At 69.8% G+C, this 19,732-nt stretch carries 17 protein-coding genes; 12 read left to right on the forward strand and 5 right to left on the reverse strand.

Features of this window, described 5'->3' with window-relative positions; translation table 11 throughout:
• The first annotated feature begins 20 nt into the window (after positions 1-20).
• From E4V99_RS08980 to E4V99_RS09000, 5 genes are all read left to right on the forward strand, one after another.
• Positions 21-989, forward strand: a complete 969-nt coding sequence (locus tag E4V99_RS08980) for a LysR family transcriptional regulator (protein ID WP_209305603.1) — start codon at positions 21-23, stop codon at positions 987-989.
• A 106-nt stretch (positions 990-1,095) separates the two neighbouring features.
• Entirely contained in the window at positions 1,096-1,794 is a 699-nt protein-coding gene (locus E4V99_RS08985; RefSeq protein WP_135116995.1) for an NAD(P)-binding domain-containing protein, read from the forward strand.
• 95 nt (positions 1,795-1,889) lie between these two features.
• On the forward strand, positions 1,890-2,303 hold the full coding sequence (locus tag E4V99_RS08990) for a hypothetical protein (RefSeq protein ID WP_135116996.1): 414 nt from the start codon (positions 1,890-1,892) through the stop codon (positions 2,301-2,303).
• Entirely contained in the window at positions 2,300-3,271 is a 972-nt protein-coding gene (locus E4V99_RS08995) for a hypothetical protein (RefSeq protein WP_135116997.1), read from the forward strand. Before E4V99_RS08990 ends, E4V99_RS08995 begins: the two co-directional genes overlap by 4 nt.
• A 52-nt stretch (positions 3,272-3,323) precedes the next feature.
• The gene (locus E4V99_RS09000) at positions 3,324-3,881 is read left to right on the forward strand and encodes a TetR/AcrR family transcriptional regulator (protein ID WP_245233146.1); all 558 of its coding nucleotides are present in this window, start codon (positions 3,324-3,326) and stop codon (positions 3,879-3,881) included.
• A 19-nt stretch (positions 3,882-3,900) separates the two neighbouring features.
• Here the strand turns inward: E4V99_RS09000 and E4V99_RS09005 are convergent, their stop codons facing one another.
• From E4V99_RS09005 to E4V99_RS09025, 5 genes are read right to left on the reverse strand one after another with little or no spacing between them, the layout of a single operon-like run.
• Complete coding sequence (locus E4V99_RS09005) at positions 3,901-5,271, reverse strand: FAD-dependent oxidoreductase (protein ID WP_135116999.1); 1,371 nt, start codon at positions 5,269-5,271, stop codon at positions 3,901-3,903.
• Positions 5,271-5,960 carry an isochorismatase family protein gene (locus E4V99_RS09010; RefSeq protein ID WP_135069144.1) on the reverse strand — a complete coding sequence of 230 codons (690 nt, stop codon included), beginning with the start codon at positions 5,958-5,960 and terminating at the stop codon, positions 5,271-5,273. The genes E4V99_RS09005 and E4V99_RS09010 overlap by 1 nt, the downstream gene beginning before the upstream one ends.
• A 4-nt stretch (positions 5,961-5,964) precedes the next feature.
• Positions 5,965-7,353 carry an amidohydrolase family protein gene (locus E4V99_RS09015; protein ID WP_135117000.1) on the reverse strand — a complete coding sequence of 463 codons (1,389 nt, stop codon included), beginning with the start codon at positions 7,351-7,353 and terminating at the stop codon, positions 5,965-5,967.
• The gene (locus tag E4V99_RS09020; RefSeq protein WP_135069138.1) at positions 7,350-8,069 is read right to left on the reverse strand and encodes a GntR family transcriptional regulator; all 720 of its coding nucleotides are present in this window, start codon (positions 8,067-8,069) and stop codon (positions 7,350-7,352) included. Before E4V99_RS09020 ends, E4V99_RS09015 begins: the two co-directional genes overlap by 4 nt.
• A 2-nt stretch (positions 8,070-8,071) precedes the next feature.
• Positions 8,072-9,388 (reverse strand): MFS transporter, encoded by a 1,317-nt coding sequence (locus tag E4V99_RS09025; RefSeq protein WP_205805794.1) that lies wholly within the window; start codon positions 9,386-9,388, stop codon positions 8,072-8,074.
• 294 nt (positions 9,389-9,682) lie between these two features.
• On the opposite strand from E4V99_RS09025, the gene E4V99_RS09030 reads away from it, so the two are divergent.
• The 7 genes from E4V99_RS09030 (at position 9,683) to E4V99_RS09060 (ending at position 19,730) form a co-directional block, all read left to right on the forward strand.
• On the forward strand, positions 9,683-10,996 hold the full coding sequence (locus E4V99_RS09030; RefSeq protein ID WP_135069135.1) for an extracellular solute-binding protein: 1,314 nt from the start codon (positions 9,683-9,685) through the stop codon (positions 10,994-10,996).
• A gap of 69 nt (positions 10,997-11,065) precedes the next feature.
• Positions 11,066-11,977, forward strand: a complete 912-nt coding sequence (locus E4V99_RS09035; protein ID WP_167758105.1) for a sugar ABC transporter permease — start codon at positions 11,066-11,068, stop codon at positions 11,975-11,977.
• Positions 11,974-12,834, forward strand: coding sequence for a carbohydrate ABC transporter permease (locus E4V99_RS09040; protein ID WP_135069129.1), 861 nt, complete (start codon positions 11,974-11,976; stop codon positions 12,832-12,834). Before E4V99_RS09035 ends, E4V99_RS09040 begins: the two co-directional genes overlap by 4 nt.
• Positions 12,831-15,680, forward strand: a complete 2,850-nt coding sequence (locus E4V99_RS18625) for a hypothetical protein (protein ID WP_245233147.1) — start codon at positions 12,831-12,833, stop codon at positions 15,678-15,680. Before E4V99_RS09040 ends, E4V99_RS18625 begins: the two co-directional genes overlap by 4 nt.
• Positions 15,681-15,715: 35 nt before the next feature.
• Positions 15,716-17,017: an aminotransferase class III-fold pyridoxal phosphate-dependent enzyme gene (locus tag E4V99_RS09050; protein WP_222707571.1), complete on the forward strand. Its 1,302-nt coding sequence runs from the start codon at positions 15,716-15,718 to the stop codon at positions 17,015-17,017.
• Positions 17,014-18,525, forward strand: coding sequence for a M81 family metallopeptidase (locus E4V99_RS09055; RefSeq protein ID WP_135069120.1), 1,512 nt, complete (start codon positions 17,014-17,016; stop codon positions 18,523-18,525). The genes E4V99_RS09050 and E4V99_RS09055 overlap by 4 nt, the downstream gene beginning before the upstream one ends.
• Positions 18,522-19,730: a mandelate racemase/muconate lactonizing enzyme family protein gene (locus E4V99_RS09060; RefSeq protein WP_135069117.1), complete on the forward strand. Its 1,209-nt coding sequence runs from the start codon at positions 18,522-18,524 to the stop codon at positions 19,728-19,730. The genes E4V99_RS09055 and E4V99_RS09060 overlap by 4 nt, the downstream gene beginning before the upstream one ends.
• Positions 19,731-19,732 lie beyond the last annotated feature (2 nt).

Consider the following 19,732-nt stretch of genomic DNA (forward strand, 5'->3'; position numbering starts at 1 on the left):
CTGCGCGGATATGAGCGGAAGTGCACACCAGCTGTGCAGACGTGCGCCTGCTCGGGGGAGAGGTCGCTGTGGTCGACGAAGCCGACATCAGGAACATTCGCGCAGACGACCTGCGGTACTTGGCCGCGGTGTCGGAGACGGGGCGTCTGGTCGCTGCAGCCCGCAGCCTCGGTGTGGACCACAGCACCGTCTCCCGTCGCCTGCGCAGGTTCGAGGCGGCGCTGGGGACGCGGCTCATCGGACGGGGCCACGACACCTGGGTGCTCACCGCGGAGGGGCGCATCGTGGCCGAGCATGGCCGCGCCATCGGGGAAGCCGTCGAGTCCGCGGCGCGATCCGTCGCGACGGCCGCGACCGACGGCATGACGGGCACGATCCGGGTCACGGCCGCGGACGGCTTCGGATCGCGTTTCGTCGTTCCCGCCCTCACGAGGCTGCGGACCCGGCACCCCGGACTCGCAGTCGAACTGCTCACGGGCGCCCACCGGCTGACCCTCGGCCAGGCCGACTTCGACGTCGCGCTTGTCATCGGCACGCCGCCCCGGAGCCGGCTGCTCATCGAGAGACTGTGCAGTTACGACTCGGCCTTCTACGCAAGCGGGCCGTACCTGACGGAGCACGGCGACCCCGCCTCGGCGGAGGAGTTGCAGCGTCACGCGCTGATCTACCTGGTCGACTCGCTCGAGCGGGTGCGGGAGCACGAACTGAACGCCTACGTGCCGGGCGCCGAGATCCGCTTCGCCTCGACCAACATCTTCGCCCTGGTCGAAGCGGCTCGACATGGCGGGGGAGTGGCATTCCTCCCGAAGTTCATGGCCGTGACAGCCCCCGAGCTCCGTCGCGTCGCGGCCCCGCTGCGCCCCGCCAGGGTGGAGGTCTCCCTCGCCATCCGCCGCGAGACCGTCGATCGGGGCGACGTCCAGGCGGTGCGTCTGTCTCTGCACCAGGAAGTCCTCAGCCGGCAAGACGAGCTGGTGTGGCCCGCGTAGCACCGCGGTTCCGAGGCCGGTGGAACAGCGCGCTCCCGAAGGGCGTTGTGTGCTGGCGCGTGGGCCATTCCCAGCCCCATCCGCCTCTCAGCAGGGAGAACCCGTCATGACCACCATCGCTGTCCTCGGCGCCGGACAGGCGGGAAGCACCTTCGCGCGCGTCGCCATCGCGGCCGGTTACGACATCGTCATCGCGAACTCCCGCGGACCGCAGACGCTGCAGGCCCTGGTCGCGCAGCTCGGACCGAAGGCGCGGGCGGCGACGGTGGCGGATGCGGCGGCGCAGGGTGACTTCGCGTTCGTCGCGTTCCCGTACGCGCCCCACTCCACCCTGCCGGTCGCCGACCTGGCGGGGAAGATCGTCCTCGACAACAACAACTACATGACCTGGCGAGATGGCAACTATCCGGAGGTGGACTCGGGCCGCAAGACGGTCCACGAACTGCGGCAGGAGCAGTTGCCCGCCGCCAAGGTCGTGAAGGCGTTCTCGCACGTCCAGTTCCACCCGCGCGTCCAGATCCGCGTTCCCAGTGACGCGCTGCCCGCGCTCATCCGGCTCGCCCGCCCGGCAGGCGCCCCCGACCGCAAGGCGCTGGTGGTCTCGAGCGGTCATCCGGATGCGGTGGAGCTGGTCACCCGCCTCTATGACGAATTCGGCTTCGACGCGGTCGACAACAGCCCGCTGCGCGAATCGTGGCGCAGCGCGCCCGGCACGCCGATGTGGCGCCACAGTGTCGACGGACAGAGCCGGGAGGAGCTCATCCGCAATCTCCAGCGCGCGCAGCGGCCCGGACGGGCGGGCTGAGGCGGACTCCGGCGCACTCTTGTGCAGGTGGTGGTGGAATTTTGTTCCGGTCGGTACGGTTCTATTCCCGCACCCACCTCTGCCAAGGAGCCATCATGATCGACAGCGTCCACCAGATCATCGCCGGAGTCGTCCTCCTCACCGTCATCGGAGTCGCCTACGGTGGCCGCTTCGTGTTCACCACTGTGGCGGGCAGGTTCCCCGCCAATGACCTTCAGAAGTCGTTCTTCCGCGCCGGCCACGCTCACGCCGGCGTGCTCGTGATCCTCGGCCTCGTGACCATGCTGCTCGTGGAGACGAGCGACGTGCCGGAGCCCTTCGCGACGTTGTCGCTGGCCGTCTTCGTGGCGGCGATCCTGATGCCGACGGGGTTCTTCGTCTCGGTGATCGGCAAGGACCCTGCGCGGCCGAACCGGGCGGTGGCTCTGCTCTGGGTCGGAGCCGGCGTGCTCGTGCTCGGGCTCCTGTCCGCCGGGATCGGCCTCATCGTCGCGGGATCGACGCCATGACTGAAACGCTGGTCGCCGGCCCCATCCCGAAACCGGCCCACTGGCATCGCCCTCTCCTCGTCTTCGCCGCGGCGATGGTCGTGCTCGCCGTCGGAGCGGCGCTGATGGCCGTCCTGGACCAGCGCCAGGTGACCGGCGCGGGGGTGTGGCTGAAGCCTCTGAAGTTCGCGATCTCGGGCGCCGTCTACACGCTCACGCTCGCGTGGCTCATCGGCCAGGTCCGGCGCGGGCGCCGCGTCGCGGATCGGGCCGGTACGTGGGTGGCGATCGCGCTGTCCGTGGAGATCGTGCTGATCTTCGCGCTGGCCGGCGCGGCGCAGTCGAGCCATTTCAACATCTCCACGCCGTTCCACACCGCGGTCTGGGCCGTCATGGCAGCATCCATCGCCCTCGTCTGGGTCATGACCCTGCTGGTCGCGATCGCCGTCGTCCGCAACCCCGGCCCCGATGCCGCCCGCACCCTCGCGGCCAGGGCCGGAATCATCCTGTCCCTGGCCGGAATGGGGCTGGGGTTCTTGATGACGCTGCCCACCCCAGGGCAGATCGGCGACTTCCAGGGCATCGTCGGCGCCCACGCCGTCGGTGTGCCCGATGGCGGTCCCGGCCTTCCGCTGCTGGGCTGGAGCACGGTGGGCGGGGATCTGCGCATCCCGCACTTCCTCGGGATGCATGCCCTGCAGACCATCCCGCTGACGCTCCTGGCCCTCGAGCTGCTCGGCCGGTGGGTGCCCGTGCTGTCACTTCCGCGCGCTCGGTACCGCGTGCTGATGATCGTGGTGCTCGGGTTCGCCGCATCGCTCGTCAACGTGACGGTGCAGGCCCTCCTAGGACAGTCCATCGTCCACCCGCGCGGCGTCGTCCTGGTGGCAGGAGTCCTGATCGCCGCAGCCGTCGTGGCGTCCACCGTCGTGGTGCTGCACCGCGCGGCCCGGGCCCGTCCGCAACACGCCCGGGCAAAAGTACAGTGAGGGGATGTCGAGGTCACCAGGAGCCGCGGTCGGCCGCCCGAGAGAATTCGACATGGATGACGCGCTCGACAGCGCCATGAGGACGTTCTGGCAGCGGGGTTACGAGGGATCCAGTCTCACGGATCTCACCGGCGCCATGGGCATCACCAAGACGAGCATGTACGCGGCGTTCGGCAACAAGGAGCAGCTCTTCCGGAAGGCGTTGGATCGCTACCTGCGAGGGCCATCCGCCTACGAGATGGACGCGCTCGAGAAACCGACCGCGCGGGCCGTCGCCGAGGCGTTCCTGCGCGGGGTGCTCGATACGACCACGCGGCCGGACAGCCCGCAGGGATGCCTGACGGTCCAGGGGGCTCTGGCAGCCAGCGACGGCGCCCGGCCCGCGCATGAGCTGCTCGTGCGGGTGCGAAGCGAAGCGGGGGATCGTCTCGCCGAGCGCTTCCGGCGTGCCATGGACGAGGGGGATCTGCCCGCGGATGCGGACGCCGCAGGGCTCGCCCGGTACATCATGACCGTGGTGTTCGGCCTCGCCGTCCAGGCCGCGAACGGAGTCGCTCGTGAGGATCTCGACCGGGTCGTGGAGACGACTCTTCGCGCCTGGCCGGCGTAGCGCGCCGGCCAGGCGCTGGTTACTCCTGGCCCGCGGTCCGGGCCGCGCTGACCCCGGCGATCCGTCCGAGCCCGATGGCGGTGAGGAGCCCGTTGCCCGAGGAGTACCCGTCGGCGCCGTCCCGGCCGGACACGCCCGCGGCCACACCGCCCCCGGCGAACAGGCCGGGGATCGTCGCGCCATCGGCGCGGACGACCGCGGCGGTGTCGGTGACGGTGACCCCGCCCTGCGTGTGGAAGAGCGCGGGGACGGAGCGGACCACGTAGTACGGCCGGCCCAGCGGCCCGAAGCCGAAGTCCGTGCGCCCGAACGGGTCGGGCCGGTTCCCCTGCGCAGCCTGGGCGAACTCCTCCAGGGATGCTGCGACGGTGGCGTCATCGGCCCCGATGATGCGGGCGACGGCGGCTTCGTCTGCGGCCTCGGCGAGACCGCCCATCTCCACGAGGTCGCGGAACTCCTCCTCGTTGCCGAGGACGTAATCGCGGATGCGCTGGTCCAGCACGACCCACGACTCCTCCGTCACGGCCGAGACGACGGGTGCGAACGCCGAGTATCCGACGCTCTCGTCGCCCATGCGCTCGCCGGAGGGGGAGAGGAGGCAGGCGCCCATCTCCACGGTGGTCCAGGAGACGATCGAGCCGTGCGGATAGGCGACGGCCGCGTACCCCTGGTAGGCGCCCATGTTCCCCACCTGCGAGCCGAGTTCCTCCGACCAGGCGATGGCCTCACCGGTGGAGCCGTGGGCACCGAAGTACTGAGCCTCGGCGATCTCGGGGATCCACTGCCGCAGCATCTCCCGGTCGCCGCCGAAGCCGTTGGCGGCGAGGACGACGGCACCTGCGCGCAGCTCGTACTCGCCGCTGCGCTCCCCGGCCACGCGCACGCCCACGACCGCGCCGTCTTCGATCAGCAGACCCGCGACGGGGTTGCCGGTGACGACCTCCACCCCGAGCCGCTCGGCGGCGGCGACGAGGTCCTTCACGAGGAACTCGCCCTTGCGCGCAGCGGGGGCGTGCAGGCGCGTGATGCTGTGGCCGACGTGCTTGTAGTCGGTGATGAGCCGCAGGTCGACCTGGTGATCGTCGACCAGCCACTCCACGAGGGAGGCGGATTCGCGGGCGAGCAGCTCGACGGTGGATTCGGCGTCGTGCGGGCCGCTCTTGCGCAGGAGGTCGGCGGCCATGATCTCGGGGCTGTCCGCCACGCCGGCTTCCTTCTGGAAGCGGGAGCCGGCAGCCGGCACCGATCCCGTGCTCAGCCACGTGTTGCCGCCGGCGCGCTCCTCCTTCTCCAGGAGGGCGACGGATGCGCCGGCCTCGGCGGCGGCGATCGCGGCGGTCAGGCCGCAGCCGCCGGCGCCCACGACGATGACGTCGACGTCGCGTTCCATCAGCGGTTCTCTCCGATCTCGTTGAGCGTGCGGACGAGGTCCTCGGTCGTGCTCACGTCTGCGTACTTCTGGTCCATGTCGAACAGGTTCACGTCATGGATGATGCGGCTGCGGTCGTAGACCGCGTCGCTCGGGACGCTCACCCGGTAGTTGTAGGAGAAGGCGTCCACGACCGTGGAGCGGACGCATCCCGACGTCGAGCACCCCGTCACGACGAGGGAGTCGGCCCCGGTCTGGATCAGGTACGAGGCCAGCGGAGTCCCGAAGAAGGCGCTCGGGTGCTTCTTGGGCAGGAGGACGTCGCCGTCCACGGGCGCGATCTCCTCGACGAAGTCGTAACCGCGCTCGGCGATGTTCATGATGCCGGGCACCTTCGCCCCCAGCGCTCCCTGATCGAACCCCTTCTTGGGCGCGACGTGCGGGTACAGCACCGGCCAGCCGTTGCTGCGGAACACCTCCAGGAGTCGGCTGATGTTGCCGACGGCATCCCACGCCACGTCGCCGACGCTCGTGGGGAACTCCTCGATGGCCTTGTCGAACGGCATCGGCGTGGTCCCGGTCGTGCGGTACTGCACGTCGATGATCAGCAGGGCGGGCTTCCGTCCCATGCCGACCGGTCGGCCGAACCCCGCGGCGGCGTAGCGCTCGGTGGTGGTGGGATCGATCAGGTCAGATGTGAACCGGGACATGCGCTCATCCTCCTAGTGCGGCCGCGCCGCTGTGGGCGCGGGGGATGTAGCTCCCCGCGCGCTGGTCTGTCAGGACTCCGTCCCGGAGGGCGAACCGCCCGCCGACGATGGTGTGCACCACCGACAGGGGCAGCTCCGTGCCCTCCCAGGGCGTGTACTCGGCTGCCGAGTGCTGGGTCTCCGCGGTGATCGTGGACGGGGCATCCATGTCGAGAACGACGAGATCCGCATCCGATCCGACGGCGATGGTCCCCTTGCGGGGGTACATGCCGAAGAGCTTGGCGGCTCGCGTGCTCACCGCCTCGACGATCGTGTCCAGGCTCACACCGCGGCGGAGCCCCTCGGCGAGCGTGAGGGGCAGCAGGCCCCCGAGGCCGGGGAATCCCGCCGACGCGCTCCAGATGTCCTTCTCCTTGTTGGAGCGGTGCCGGGCGTTGTGGTCGGAGCCCACCGCGTCGATGAGGCCGTCTTCGAACGCCTTCCACAGGAACTCGACGTCCTCCCGCGGACGCACGGGAGGGTTCACCTTGGCGTACACGCCGGCGTCGGAGGTCGTGTCGAGCGTCAGGTACTGCGTGCAGGTCTCGATGAAGATGTTTGGGTACGACGCCTGCTGGCGCGCGATGGCCTCGACGGCCTCGCGGCTGCTGGTGTGCACGCAGTAGACGGATGCCCCGGTGACGCTGGCGAGGTAGGCGACGCGTTGCGCCGCCTCCGCCTCGACGAACGCCGGGCGGGCAGCGTTCCACACCGCGAGGGGACCGGCCGACTCGTCGCCGCGCTCGTCGCGGAACATCCTCACCAGCTCGATGTTCTCGGGGTGCGGGTTGATCATCGCGCCGTGCTCGGCGCTCTTGCGCAGGATGTCGTACATGAACGAGTCGTCGTTGCCCGGCATCCCGAGGTACTTGCCCTCGTCGCCGCGGAAGTTCATGAAGAACTTGAACGAGGAGACCCCGAGCCCCATGTAGTCGGCGAACTCCTCCAGGTGCTCGGGCGTGCCCAGGACGAAGTGGAAGCCGTAGTCGATGTGGGAGTTGGAGTCCATGGCGGCGCGCGCCGAGGCGAACTCGCCCGTGTAGGAGCTCGAGCTCATCAGGTACACGAGCATCGTCGTCACGCCGCCGGCGGCCGCGGATGCCGACTCCCGTTCGGCGTCGTCGGGATCGCGGGGCACGCGGATGTCCTTGCCGAGGTGCACGTGCGGGTCGATCGCGCCGGGCAGGACGAGCTTGCCGGTCACATCGACGGTCTCCGCCGCATCCGCCTGCTGCTCCCGTCCGACGATGCCGGAGATGCGACCGTCCCGGATGAGCAGGTCGACATCGCTCGGGCCGAGGCCTTCGAGGAAGACCTTCCCGCCGGTGATCCTGAGATCGTAGGGACTGCTCATGTGTCGACGCTCCTTTGAATCGGATCTGACGAGTCGGAAAGACCCAGGACGCTCAGGCTGTTGCTCATCGAGTCCGCGAGGTGGGCGGCGAGGAGTTCGACCGCTCCGTCCGCATCCCGCGCGAGCACGCGATCGAGGATCTGCCGGTGCGCGGAGACCGCGTGCTCCTCGCGGGTGGAGGTGCGTGCCGTGGGCCGCAGGGCGAGATACAGCTTGTGGTTGGCGTGGGACAGCTGATCGCGGATCTCGCGGTTGCCGCTGAGCGCGACGAGCTGCTCGTGGAAGTCCAGCTCCGACACGTACGGCTCGCGCTGCTCCGCGGCATCCGCCGCGTGCCGTGTGAGGCGGGCGTACTCGTCCGAGAGCCGCCTCGCGAGCGCCTCGAGATCCGCGTCGGCAGCGCGCTGGACTGCGAGGCGCAGTGCGTGCAGCTCGAGGGCGCTGCGCAGCTCGTAGAGGTCGACGATCTCCTGCGGGGTGTACTGCTTGACGAAGGCCCCGCGGTGGGTCTCGCTCGTGAGGTATCCCTGCCCCGACAGCCTCTTGATCGCTTCGCGCAGCGGTCCCCGGCTGATCCCGATCGACTCGGCGATCGCGACCTCGTTGAGGCGCTCACCGGCACCGAGGGTTCCGTCCAGGATCATCTCGCGGATGAGGTCCTCCGCCTGTGAGGGCAGCGACGTCCGCGAGACGGCCCGGGCGCGATCGGGCGACATGGCTACGCCACGTCCTGCAGTTCGATGCCTCGCGTCTCCTTCAGCATGAATGCGGCGATGAGCGTGATGACACCGGTGCCCATGAGGAAGAAGGCGGGGGCCAGCAGGTTGCCGGTCGCGTCCACGAGCCACGTCGCGATGTACGGCGAGGTGCCGCCGGCCAGGGCCGCGCCGACGCTGAATCCGAACGCGATGCCGGTGTAGCGGACGGGCGTGGGGAACATCTCGGCGTAGGTGGAGAGCGCGACGCCCATGAGCGCCGAGTCGACCAGGCCCAGGATGATGTGGCTGATCACGGCGACGGGGCCGCCGAACTCGAACAGCATGAAGGCGGGGACGGCCAGGACGATCCCGGCGATCGAGGCGACGACGAACACCGGCTTGCGCCCGATCTTGTCGGAGAGGTACCCGAAGTAGGGCATCAGGATGACCGACACGAGGAGGGTGAGGGTCGTGGAGAGGTAGGCGAAGTCGGCCGAGAACTCCAGCGCCGTCTGCATGTGGATGTTCACGTACACGTAGGCGATGTAGTACGCCGAGAACAGCAGCACCGACAGGGCGACGACCTGCAGCAGCTTGACGGGGTACCGGGTGAAGAGCGTGCGGATGGGCTGCTGCTTCTTCTTGAGCTCGGCTGCGGCGGCGCGGGCCTTCTCGAACTCCTCGGACTCCTCCAGGCCGCTGCGGATCCACAGGCCGAACAGGCCGATCGGGATCGCCATCAGGAACGGGATCCGCCAGCCCCAGTCCTGCATCGTCTCGGCGCCGAGCGTGAGGTTGAGGATCAGGACGGTCAGCGACGCGATCAGCGAGCCGCCGAGCGCACCCATCTGCGTCGTCGAGGTGAACAGGCCGCGGCGGTGGTTGGGGGACTGCTCGGCGACGAAGGATGCGGCGCCGCCCAGCTCACCGCCGGCGGCGAGGCCCTGCAGGCAGCGGGCGAGGACCAGCAGCACCGTCGCACCCAGGCCGATCGCGGCGTAGGAGGGGAGGATGCCGATCAGACCGCTGGCGGCGGCCATCAGGATGACGGTGGCGGCCAGGGCGTTCTTACGGCCGAACCGGTCGCCGTAGTGTCCGAACAGGAGCGCGCCGACCGGCCGCAGGACGAAGGCGACCGCGAAGGTGGCGAGGGTCGACAGCAGCGCGGCGATCGGATCGCCGGCGGCGAAGAAGTGCACGGCGAGGATGGTGGCGACGTAGCCGTAGACGCCGAAATCGAAATACTCGATCACGGATCCCACTGCTCCGGCGATGACCACGCGGGGTGCGATCTTACGGGGGGCGGTCGAATCCGCCGGGCGTGTGTCAGCAGCCATTGCTGTCCCTCTCTTCGTCGGCGTCCCTGCGGACGTGGACCCCTTTCTATCGGGCTGAAGTGACAACTGTCAACAGTTGGCATCGAGCGCAGCCGCTCGCCGGAGCGGCAGGCAACCTACGGTCTCTGCGACGACGTTTGCCATGCAACCCGCAGGAGCAAATGCGCGCGCCATCTGAAAGGGACGGAGTCCCGGAATTCGATAGGCAAATGCAGTTGCCATTTGAGCTTGTATGGTGAATATTTATCTCGGGATGCGAACGCGCACCTTCACAGCTCTCCCGATTGGAATTCCATGTCCACACAGCGAAAGCTCACGCGCCTGCTCGGCATCGGCGTCGTTGCCATGACCGCGGCGGCCCTGGCCGGTTGTGCCTCCGGGGGAGGTGGAGACGAGGGTGCCGACGGTGAAGCGTCGGGCGAGATCACCGTGTGGTCGTGGTCGACCAATGCGAAGGACATCGCCGAGCTGTTCGAGGAGGAGCACCCCGACATCAAGGTCAACCTGGTGAACCCGGGCGACGCCGCGACGGGAAGCGAGCGCCTGCAGACCGCCTTCCAGGCCGGCAGCGGTGCGCCGGATGTGGCGATGATCGAGTACCCGGGCATTCTGCAGAACGCCATGTCGGGCTACATCGTGCCGCTCACCGACTTCGGCATCGACGAGATCAAGGACGACTTCGCCGACAGCATCATGTCGCAGCTGACCGTGGACGGCGAGGTCTACGGGACCCCGATCGATGCGTCCCCGATGGCGCTGTACTACCGCACCGACCTCTACGCCCAGGCCGGCATCGAGCCCGCCGCGACGTGGGAGGAGTTCGCGCAGGACGCCGGCACGCTGCAGGCCGCGCTCCCGGGCAGCCACATCGCCAACAGTGCCTTCGCCGACGGCAGCATGAACCGCATGTACTGGCAGGCGGGCATCGCGCCGGTCTCGGTCGAGGGCGAGACGATCGCCATCGACTACGACCAGCCTGAGATCCAGAACGTCCTCGACTACTGGGCCGGTCTGCACAACGACGGCCTGACCGCAGACCTGCCCATCTACAGCCCGGAGTGGAACGCGGCGTTCGCGGACGGCACCATCGCCTCCTGGGTCGGCCCCGGGTGGGGCCCGGTCATCCTGGGCTCGAACGCGGAGAGCTCCGCGGGCAAGTGGGCGGTGGCGCCGCTGCCGTCGTGGGACGGGGAGCCGGCGTCGGCGGAGTGGGGCGGCAGCGCCTACACCGTCACCGAGCAGAGCAAGAACAAGGCCGCGGCCGCCGAGTACGTGAAGTGGGTCAACCACGACCCGCAGGCCTACGAACTCCTGTTCGAGCTGACCGGCTCCTTCCCGGTGCTGAAGACCTACATCGCCGATGAGGAGTTCCTGGCGTCACCCTTCCCGTTCTTCGGTGACCAGCCGGTGAACCAGGTGCTGGCTTCCGCCCTGGAGAGCGTGTCGGACTGGCAGTGGACCCCGTTCAACAGCGAGGTCACCAACGTCTCCGACGCCGAGTACAACGCGATCCTCGAGGACGGACAGGACACCTCGAAGACCCTGGCCACCATCGAGACCAGCCTGCGCGACTACGCGGCCAAACAGGGCTTCACGGTCGCCGATTAGCACGCCACCGCGGGTCCCCCGGCCGAGATGCGCCGGGGGACCCGCCTCGTCCAGGAGAACCGATCCCGCATGACGATCACACACGCACCGCCTACCGCAGCGCGGCGGCAGAAGGGGCGATGGATTCCCTACGTCCTCGTCGCGCCTTTCCTGCTCGCGCTGGCGGTGTTCATCCTCGGCCCCCTCCTCATCTCGATGGTCAATTCGCTGTTCGTCGAACGGCTCATCGGCGGGATCACCTTCGTGGGCCTGGAGAACTACGCGCGAGCCCTGACCGACGCGAACTTCTGGGAGGGCTTCGGCCGCCTGCTGCTCTACGGCGTGATCTTCACGCCGCTGACCATCGGGCTCTCCCTCCTCATCGCGGTCGTCGTCGACAGCGGTGCGGTGCGGGGGAGCGGCTTCTACCGCGCCCTCTACTTCATCCCGTACGCGATCCCGGGCGTGGTCGCGACGCTCATGTGGGGGTTCCTGTACGGCCCCACCATCAGTCCCTTCACCGACATGGCCGAGGCTGTGGGATTGGAGGGCCTGAACCTGCTGTCTCCGCAGTTCGTCCTCTTCGCCATCGGCAACATCGGGATCTGGGCGTTCGTCGGCTACAACGTCATGATCTTCTACGCTGCGCTGCGCGCGATCCCCGAGGAGATCTACGAGGCCGCGATCCTGGATGGCGCCGGGCGGTGGCGCATCGGATTCAGCATCAAGCTGCCCATGATCAAGCCGGTCATCACGATGGTCGTCATCTTCTCCATCATCGGCACCGTTCAGCTGCTCACCGAGCCGCTCGTACTGCAGCCGCTGCAGCCGAGGTCGATCGAGGACAACTTCACCCCCAACATGTACGCCTACTCGCTCGCCGCCGGTGGGCAGCAGCTCAACTATGTCGCCGCGATCTCGTTCTTCATGGGACTCGTCGTCGTCGCACTGTCGGTCGTGTACAGCAAGTTCATGAACCGGCCGGAGAAGGGTGCATCGTGAACAACCCCGCCCTCAAGCGCCCCTCGGTGATCGCCGCGATCCTGTTCGCGGGCTTCGGCATCTACATCCTGGTGCCGATCTACTGGCTGGTCGTCAACGCGACCAAGTCCACCTCCGACCTCTATTCCACCTTCGGGTTCTGGTTCTCCGACCAGCCGCAGCTGTGGCAGAACATCGTGGAGGTCTTCACGCACGACGACGGCATCTTCGGGCGGTGGATGCTCAACACGGTCGGGTACTCCCTGGCCGCAGCCGTCGGCGCCACACTGCTGGCCGTGCTGGCCGGTTACGCCTTCGCGAAGTGGCGATTCCGCGGCCGCGACGCCCTCTTCTGGCTCGTGCTGGTGGCCATCATGGTGCCCGGCGCCGCTCTGGCGGTCCCGACCTATCAGCTGGTCTCCGCGATGGGGCTCGTCGACTCCCCGCTCGCGGTCATCCTGCCCTCGATGGTCAGCCCCTTCGCGATGTACATGCTGACGGTCTACATCTCTTCGGCGGTGCCCGACGAGATCATCGACGCCGCCCGCGTCGACGGCGCGCGTGAGCCCCGCATCATCCGCAGCGTCGTGCTGCCGATCATCGGGCCCGGGGTGGCGACGGTGTTCCTGCTGACGTTCGTCGGCACGTGGAACAACTACCTGCTGCCGCTGCTGGTGCTCCAGTCTCCTGAGCTCATGCCGATCACGCTGGGCCTGACGAGCTGGAACCGGGTCTCGCTGTTCCCCTCGACGGGCGCCGAGGTCCTCTACAGCCTCGTCGTGACCGGATCGCTGCTGTCGATCATCCCCCTGATCATCGTGTTCATCTTCCTGCAGCGGTACCTCCGCAGCGGACTCACCCTGGGAGCCGTCAAGTGAGCGCCACCCCCACCCGCCACCGCTTCGCTCACGAAGTGGTCGACTTCGACGCTCCTGCCGCGATCACCACGCGCGCGGAGCTGGACGCCGAGGTCGAGCGGCTGCGGTCGGATGTCCCGGCCGCTGTCATTGAGAACGAACGACCCCTGCGCACCGTCCACGCCCTCACACAGTGGAACGTGCGGGCGTGTGCGGAGCGCCCCGCCGATCCCGCCGCGGCGGACGCTTCCGAGTTCGCGCCGGTGACGCTCCCGCACAGCACCGAAGACGCGTACCTGCACTTCCGTGCCGTGACGGTCCCCAGTGACGCCGCGTGGGCGGAGCGGGCCGTGCTGCGGGTGGTCCGCCCCGACTACGAAGCCGTCGTGTACGTCGACGGCCGGGCCGCCGGCCGACGCCGGGGCTACCTCGGAACGCTGGAGGTGGAGATCGACGCCCGCCGGGCGCGGCAGATCGACATCGTCATCCGGCGCGCCCGCGACAGGTACCGGTGGTCCGGCGAGAGCGAAGGCGAGAACTTCGGCGACGCCCACGGCAAGGGGCTCGGCTCGGTCGTGGCGGATGCCGTCACCGCGGGTGCTGCGCTGGACGCCGTCGAGCTCGAGCTGCGCCCGCCCGTGCATTTGGCCTACGTCGCCGCGGATGCCCGCGCCGACGGCACGGCCGACGTCGCGATCGAGGTCGGGGGCGCCGAGAAGGCGACCGAGGGACTCTCGCTCGTGGTGACGGTGACCACGGCGGACGGCGATGTGGTCGCGCGCCAACGGCATGTCGTGGCGGGAACGCGCACGTCCGTGGCGCTGTCGGCCGCCGGCATCACGCCGTGGTCGCCCGTCGCCCCGGTGCTCTACCGCCTCACCGTGCAGGTGTGGTCGGGGGATGAGCTGGTCGACGAGATCCGCCGCCCGATGGGCTTCCGCACGTTCGAGCGCGCTGCCGACGGCTCGCTGTCGCTCAACGGCGCCCCCGTTCTCCTGCGCGGCACGACGACCATCGGGTGCGTGTGGGACGCGTCGCGCGAGGGCCGCGACGAGGACGTCATCCGCCAGCTCCTCATCGTTAAGGCGCTGTTCGGCAACGTCCTGCGCGTGCACGTCGCCGTCCCGCCGGCGCGCGTGTTCGAGCTGGCCGACCGCGTGGGCGTGATGATCTACCAGGACGGACCGTTCCAGTGGCACTGCTTCGCCTCACGCGAGGCGGAGCTCGACGAGGAGCTGCTCCAGGTGGAGGAGCTCGCCCGCACGGTCGCCGGTCACCCCAGTGTGGTCGTGGTGTCGGTTCCGAACGAGATGCACATGAAGGTGCCGTTCCACGACGCCGACGTCGCCTTCGTCGAGCGGGCCGCGGAGGTGCTCCGCGAGCAGGCCCCGGGCGCGGTGCACCTGCAGGACTGGTCCGGGGGGACGCGCCCCCGCGCGCTGCCGCAGGCCGTGCACGACTACCCCGGCTACTTCTACGCCACGACCGGGGCGCTCACGGGGGTTTTCGACGACCCGGCCAACGAGCAGGTGGATCCCGGCGTGCGCGCGATCGTCTCGGAGTACGGCGGCGGCGTCGTGCCGAGCTGGGAGGCCATGAGGCGCACCCAGGATGCACACGCCCGCCGCGGAGAGACCATCACCCTCCCGCCGACGGAGGACGGCCGGTGGACGGCGGAGGCCAGCCTGTACGAGATGACGGGGGAGATGGTGCGCACGCACCAGCGCGTCATCGGGTGGCGCGACTCGTTCGCCGAGTACCACCGCGTCAGTGGCGAGGCGCAGTCACGCGTGCTCACGCGGCAGACCGGCCGCATGCGCCGGGACCGCCGGCATGTCTCAGGTGTCATCCATCACTACCTGCAGAACCCCGGCGACGTCATGTACAACCCGTGGGTCGACCTGCACGTCATCGACAACGCCGGCGAGCTGACCGGCGGGTTCTCCGCGCTGCGGGACGCGCTGCGCCCGGTGTCGCTCGAGGTGACGGGCCTGCCGAATCGCGCGTACGGCCGCTCCTCCCTGAACCCGGAGATCTGGGTGTGCAACGACCTGCCCGCCGAGATCGCGGTCGACCTCGAGTGGACCGCGCGTACGGAGGCCGGCGAGGTCGTCGCCGCCGAAACCGTGGCCGCCCGCCTCGGCGCGGGTTCGGCCGTCGCGGTGGCCACGCCCGAGATCGTCCTTCCGGCGGTGGACGAGGCCGGCGCGATCGTCCTCACCGCGCGCCTCCGCATCGAGGGACGTGCGTGGGTGGAGGCCGCCGAGTCGGTCCAGGTGCACCCCGCCGCACCGGTGTGGGAGGGCGACGTGGACGTCCTGGGCGATCTGGACGGGTTCGTCGAGCGCGCCGGCGCATGGATGCCGCGGCTTCGGCCCTACGCCGCTGACAACGCGCACCCGGTGGTGGTGACGCCGGACGTGGCGCTCACCGCCGAGGTCATCCACGAGCTGCGCTCCGCGACCGAGCATGGGCGGATCGTCGTACTGCTGGAACGGCGCCCGGGCGATGACCTGGGGTGGATCGGCAAGCACATCGAACTCGCCGTCACCGGCGACCAGCCGGTCGAGGTCGCCAACGTGGAGCTTTCGATGCGCGACTCCGGCCTCACCACCGACGACCTCAGCCGCTGGGCGACGCCCGACGGCCGGGTCCTGACCAATCCGCTCATGGGCATCGACCGCCGTGGGACGCCGGCGTGGGCCCGATGCGGACACGGCTTGCAGATGTCGGCGATTCAGGAGGCGAGCCGCCTGGGCGGACTCGTCCTGGTGTGCCAGCTGCTGGTGTGGTCGACCCTGTCCGACGAGCCGATGGCCGCCCGCGTCCTCCAGGCGCTGCTGGCCGCGCCCTACCGACCCATCTGATCGCCCCCACGACGACGAACAAGCAAGGAATCACCGTGAACCGCTCCTCGAGCACGGCCGCCGACGGCGTCCGCGTTTCCGCCACCTCCGCCGACCTGGATGCCCGTGCCCACCGCACGCTGCCCGGCGGCGTGAACTCCAACGTGCGCCTCGCGGCGCCGAAGATCTACTTCGAGCGCGGCGAAGGGGCGCGGCTGTACGACGTCGACGGCAACGAGTACATCGACTACCTGCTCGGCCAGGGGCCGAACATCCTCGGACACGCGCCGGCGAAGCTGCAGGCCGACGTCGCCGCCGCGGTGAGCGCGGGCATGCTGTTCGGTGCTCAGCACGAGGCCGAGGTCCGCGCGGCGGAGCGGGTCGTGGAGATCCTGGGCTGGCCGGACATGGTCCGATTCGGGGTATCCGGCACCGAGAGCGTGCAGGCGGCGCTCCGCCTCGCGCGCGCGGCGACCGGCAAGCGCCGGTTCATCCGGTTCGAGGGGCAGTACCACGGGTGGCTCGACAACACGCTGGCGAACTGGGACGCCGAGGGTCACGCGATCGTCGCCGGCGCCGGTCAGATCGCCGACTATCTGGGGGATTTCGTGCCCACGCCCTGGAACGACCTCGCCGCCGTGCGGGAGCGACTCGAGGCGCACGATGACATCGCCGCGATCATCACCGAGCCCATCATGCTCAACGCCGGCTCCATCCCGCCGGAGGACGGATACCTCCAGGGACTGCGCGCGCTGGCGGACGAGTTCGGCGTCGTGCTCATCTTCGACGAGGTCATCACCGGCTTCCGCGTGGGCCTGGGCGGCGCGGCGGAGCGCTACGGCGTGACGCCCGACCTCGCCGTGTACGGTAAGGCGATCGCTGCGGGCTGGCCGGTCAGCGCCCTGGCCGGCCGCCGCGACCTGATGGAGCGGTTCGGTACGGGCGAGGTGAACCACTCGGGGACCTTCAACGCCTCCGTGATGGCGACCGCCGCGGTGCTGTCGGCCACCGGGATCCTGCAGGAGACGTCGCCGTATCAGCGCATGGAGGACTACGGCCGGGCACTGCAGGAGATCATCCGCGCCGCCGCGGCCACGCACGACCTTCCGCTGCACGTGCAGGGAGTGCCGATGGCCTTCCACGTCTCCTTCAGCGGCGGCCGCACCCTCAAGGACAACCGCGACATCCTGGCGTGCGACGCGCCCCGCTATGCGGCGTTGTCGCGCGAGCTCATCCGTCACGGCGTGTGGGTGGCCGCCCGCGGCGTCTGGTACGTCAGCGCGGCGCACGCGGACGCCGAATTGGCTGACACCGAGGAGCGTGTGGATCGGGCGTTCGCCGCTCACGCCGGCTCATGACGGCCAGGCGCGTGCGGGTCGGGGTCCTGGGCTTCTTCCACGAGTCCAACACGTTCGCCCCCGGCGCGATCCGGCTCGAGGACGTCGAGCCGCGCGCGCTGACGGGCGCACGGATCCTCGACGAGCACGCGGATGCCGACACCGCCGTGTCGGGGCTGCTCGCCGGCGCCGCACGCCACGGGTGGGAGGCCGTCCCGCTGACCTACATCGAGTTCGTGCCGTCTGCGCCTCTGGATGCCGCCGCAGCCGCCGAGGTGATCGCGCGACTGCGCGAAGCGGTGACCGAGCACGGCCCCTTCGATGCGCTCCTGGTCGCGCTGCACGGTGCGGCGGTGTCCACCGCCGAACCCGACCTCGACGGCGCGGTGCTGGACGCACTGCGCGCCGCGGCGGGATCGGAGACCCTCATCGCCGCCGTCCTCGACCTGCACGCCAACGTCTCGCCGCGGATGGCGGCAGCGGCGGACGTGCTGGTCGGCTACCGCACGAACCCCCATGTGGACGCGAAGGATCGCGGCCAGGAGGCCGCCGATATCGTGGCGCGTGCCCTGGCGGAGGGCATGCGCCCCCGCTGCGAGCTGGTGACGGTGCCGGCGGTGATGGGGATCCTCGCGCAGGCCACCGCAGCCGAGCCCTGGGCGCGGTTCGCCCGCGCCGCGGACGAGGCCCGGGGGCTGCCCGGCATCCTGTCGGTATCGCTGTTCCAGGGATTCCCGTGGGCGGACGTCCCGGAGATGGGCATGTCGGTGCTCGTCGTGGCACCGCTCGGTGACCCCACCGCGCGCGACAGTGCCGAGCGGCTGGCAGAGGTGATGTGGGCGGGCCGGGACGGATTCCGCTCCGACCCGGCGGCTCCCGCTGCCGCCCTCGCGGATGCGCCCGCGGACGCGACGACACTCCTGCTCGATGTGGGCGACAACATCGGCGCCGGCGGCACCGGGGCCCGCACGCATCTCCTCCGGCATGCCATCGCCACGGGACGCCGCAGCGTCGTCGGCATCGTGTGCGACCGGGGCGCCGCCGCGCGAGCGCACCAGGCCGGTGTCGGCGCAGCGGTGGAACTCGCGGTCGGCGACCCCGCCCTGTCCGTCCGCGGCACGGTCACGGCGATCTCCGACGGCCGCTATGAGGACCCCGGTCCCACGCACGTGGGGCACCGCTACTTCGATGCCGGACCCTCCGCGGCGCTGGCCCTGGACGGCGGTCAGACGCTCGTGCTGTGCAGCCGCGCCATCCTGCCCTCCTCGGCTCAGCAGCTGCTGAGCCTGGGCGTCGATCCGCGCGCGCACGAGATCGTCATCGCCAAGGGCGTGCACTCCCCGGTGGCCGGCTACCGGGCCTACGTCGACCGGATCGCGTACGCGGACACGCCCGGCGCGACGGCCAACGACTTCTCCGCCCTGGACTACCGGCACCGCCGGCGTCCCCTCTTCCCCCTCGAGACCGAGCACGACCGCGCGGGATCGCCGCGCCCTGCCATCGACAACGAACGGAGCCTCCGCCCATGAAGATCACCGCCGTCGAGACCATCTACCCCGGCGCCCGCAGCGCCATGCCGGCCCTGGTGTTCGTCCGCATCCACACGGATGAGGGCATCCAGGGCATCGGCGACACGTTCTACCTGCCGCAGACCTGCATCTCGCTCATCCACGAGCACATCGCACCCGTCCTGCTCGGCCAGGACGCGCTCGCGATCGAGCGGCACTGGCGCGACCTGTACCGCGCCTACGCGCGCTTCGGCGGGCGGGGAGCGGAGATCCGCGCGCTGTCGGCGGTCGACGTGGCCCTGTGGGACATCCTCGGCAAGGCCTCCGGCCAGCCCGTGCACCGCCTCCTCGGCACGGCACAGGAGAGCATCCCCACCTACAACACGTGCGGCGGCCCCCTGTACGCCTCCGTGGAGGGCGGATCGCAGGCCGGTTACGGCAGCTCGCGCGTGGCCGGCATGTGGGATGACTTCGATGCGTTCCTGAACCGTCCGGGGGAGCTCGCGCAGGATCTCGTCTCCGAGGGTGCGAAGGGCATGAAGATCTGGCCCTTCGACCGCTTCGCCCAGGCCAAGGGCTCGCGCGCGATCGAGGCGGGAGACCTCGAAGCCGGTCTGTCCACGGTCGCTGCGATCCGCGACGCCGTCGGGGACGCCATCGAGATCATGGTGGACGGCCACGGGCTGTGGGATCTCACGCCCGCCATGCGCATCGCCAAGGGCCTGGAGCAGTACGACCTCGCGTGGGCCGAAGACCTCACGCTCGCCGACAACCCGCGCACGCTCGCGCGTCTGCGCGCATCGTCGCGAACGCCCATCTCCGTCTCCGAGTACCTCGTGACGCGGCAGGAGTACATGCCGATCCTCGAGCAGGATGCCGCGGATCTCATCATGATCGATCCCACGTGGGCCGGCGGCATCACGGAGAGCCGCAAGATCGCGGTGCTGGCGGACACGTTCGGGCTGCCGGTCACGTACCACGACTGCACGGGTCCGCTGACGCTCCTGGCGGGCATCCACCTCTCGGCTGCGACCCCCAACCTCCGGTACCAGGAGTCGGTGCGCGCATACCTGCGCTCGGTCTACCCGACGATGGTCACCTACGTGCCCGAAGTGACCGACGGCACGTTCGCGCTGCCCACGGCGCCGGGCCTCGGCACGGAACTGAGCCCGGAGTTCCTCGCCGGCGAAGATGTCGTGGTGCGTACCACGCGACTCGAGAGCTGACG

The sequence above is a fragment of the Microbacterium sp. dk485 genome (assembly GCF_004570445.1).
GTDB lineage: Bacteria > Actinomycetota > Actinomycetes > Actinomycetales > Microbacteriaceae > Microbacterium > Microbacterium wangchenii.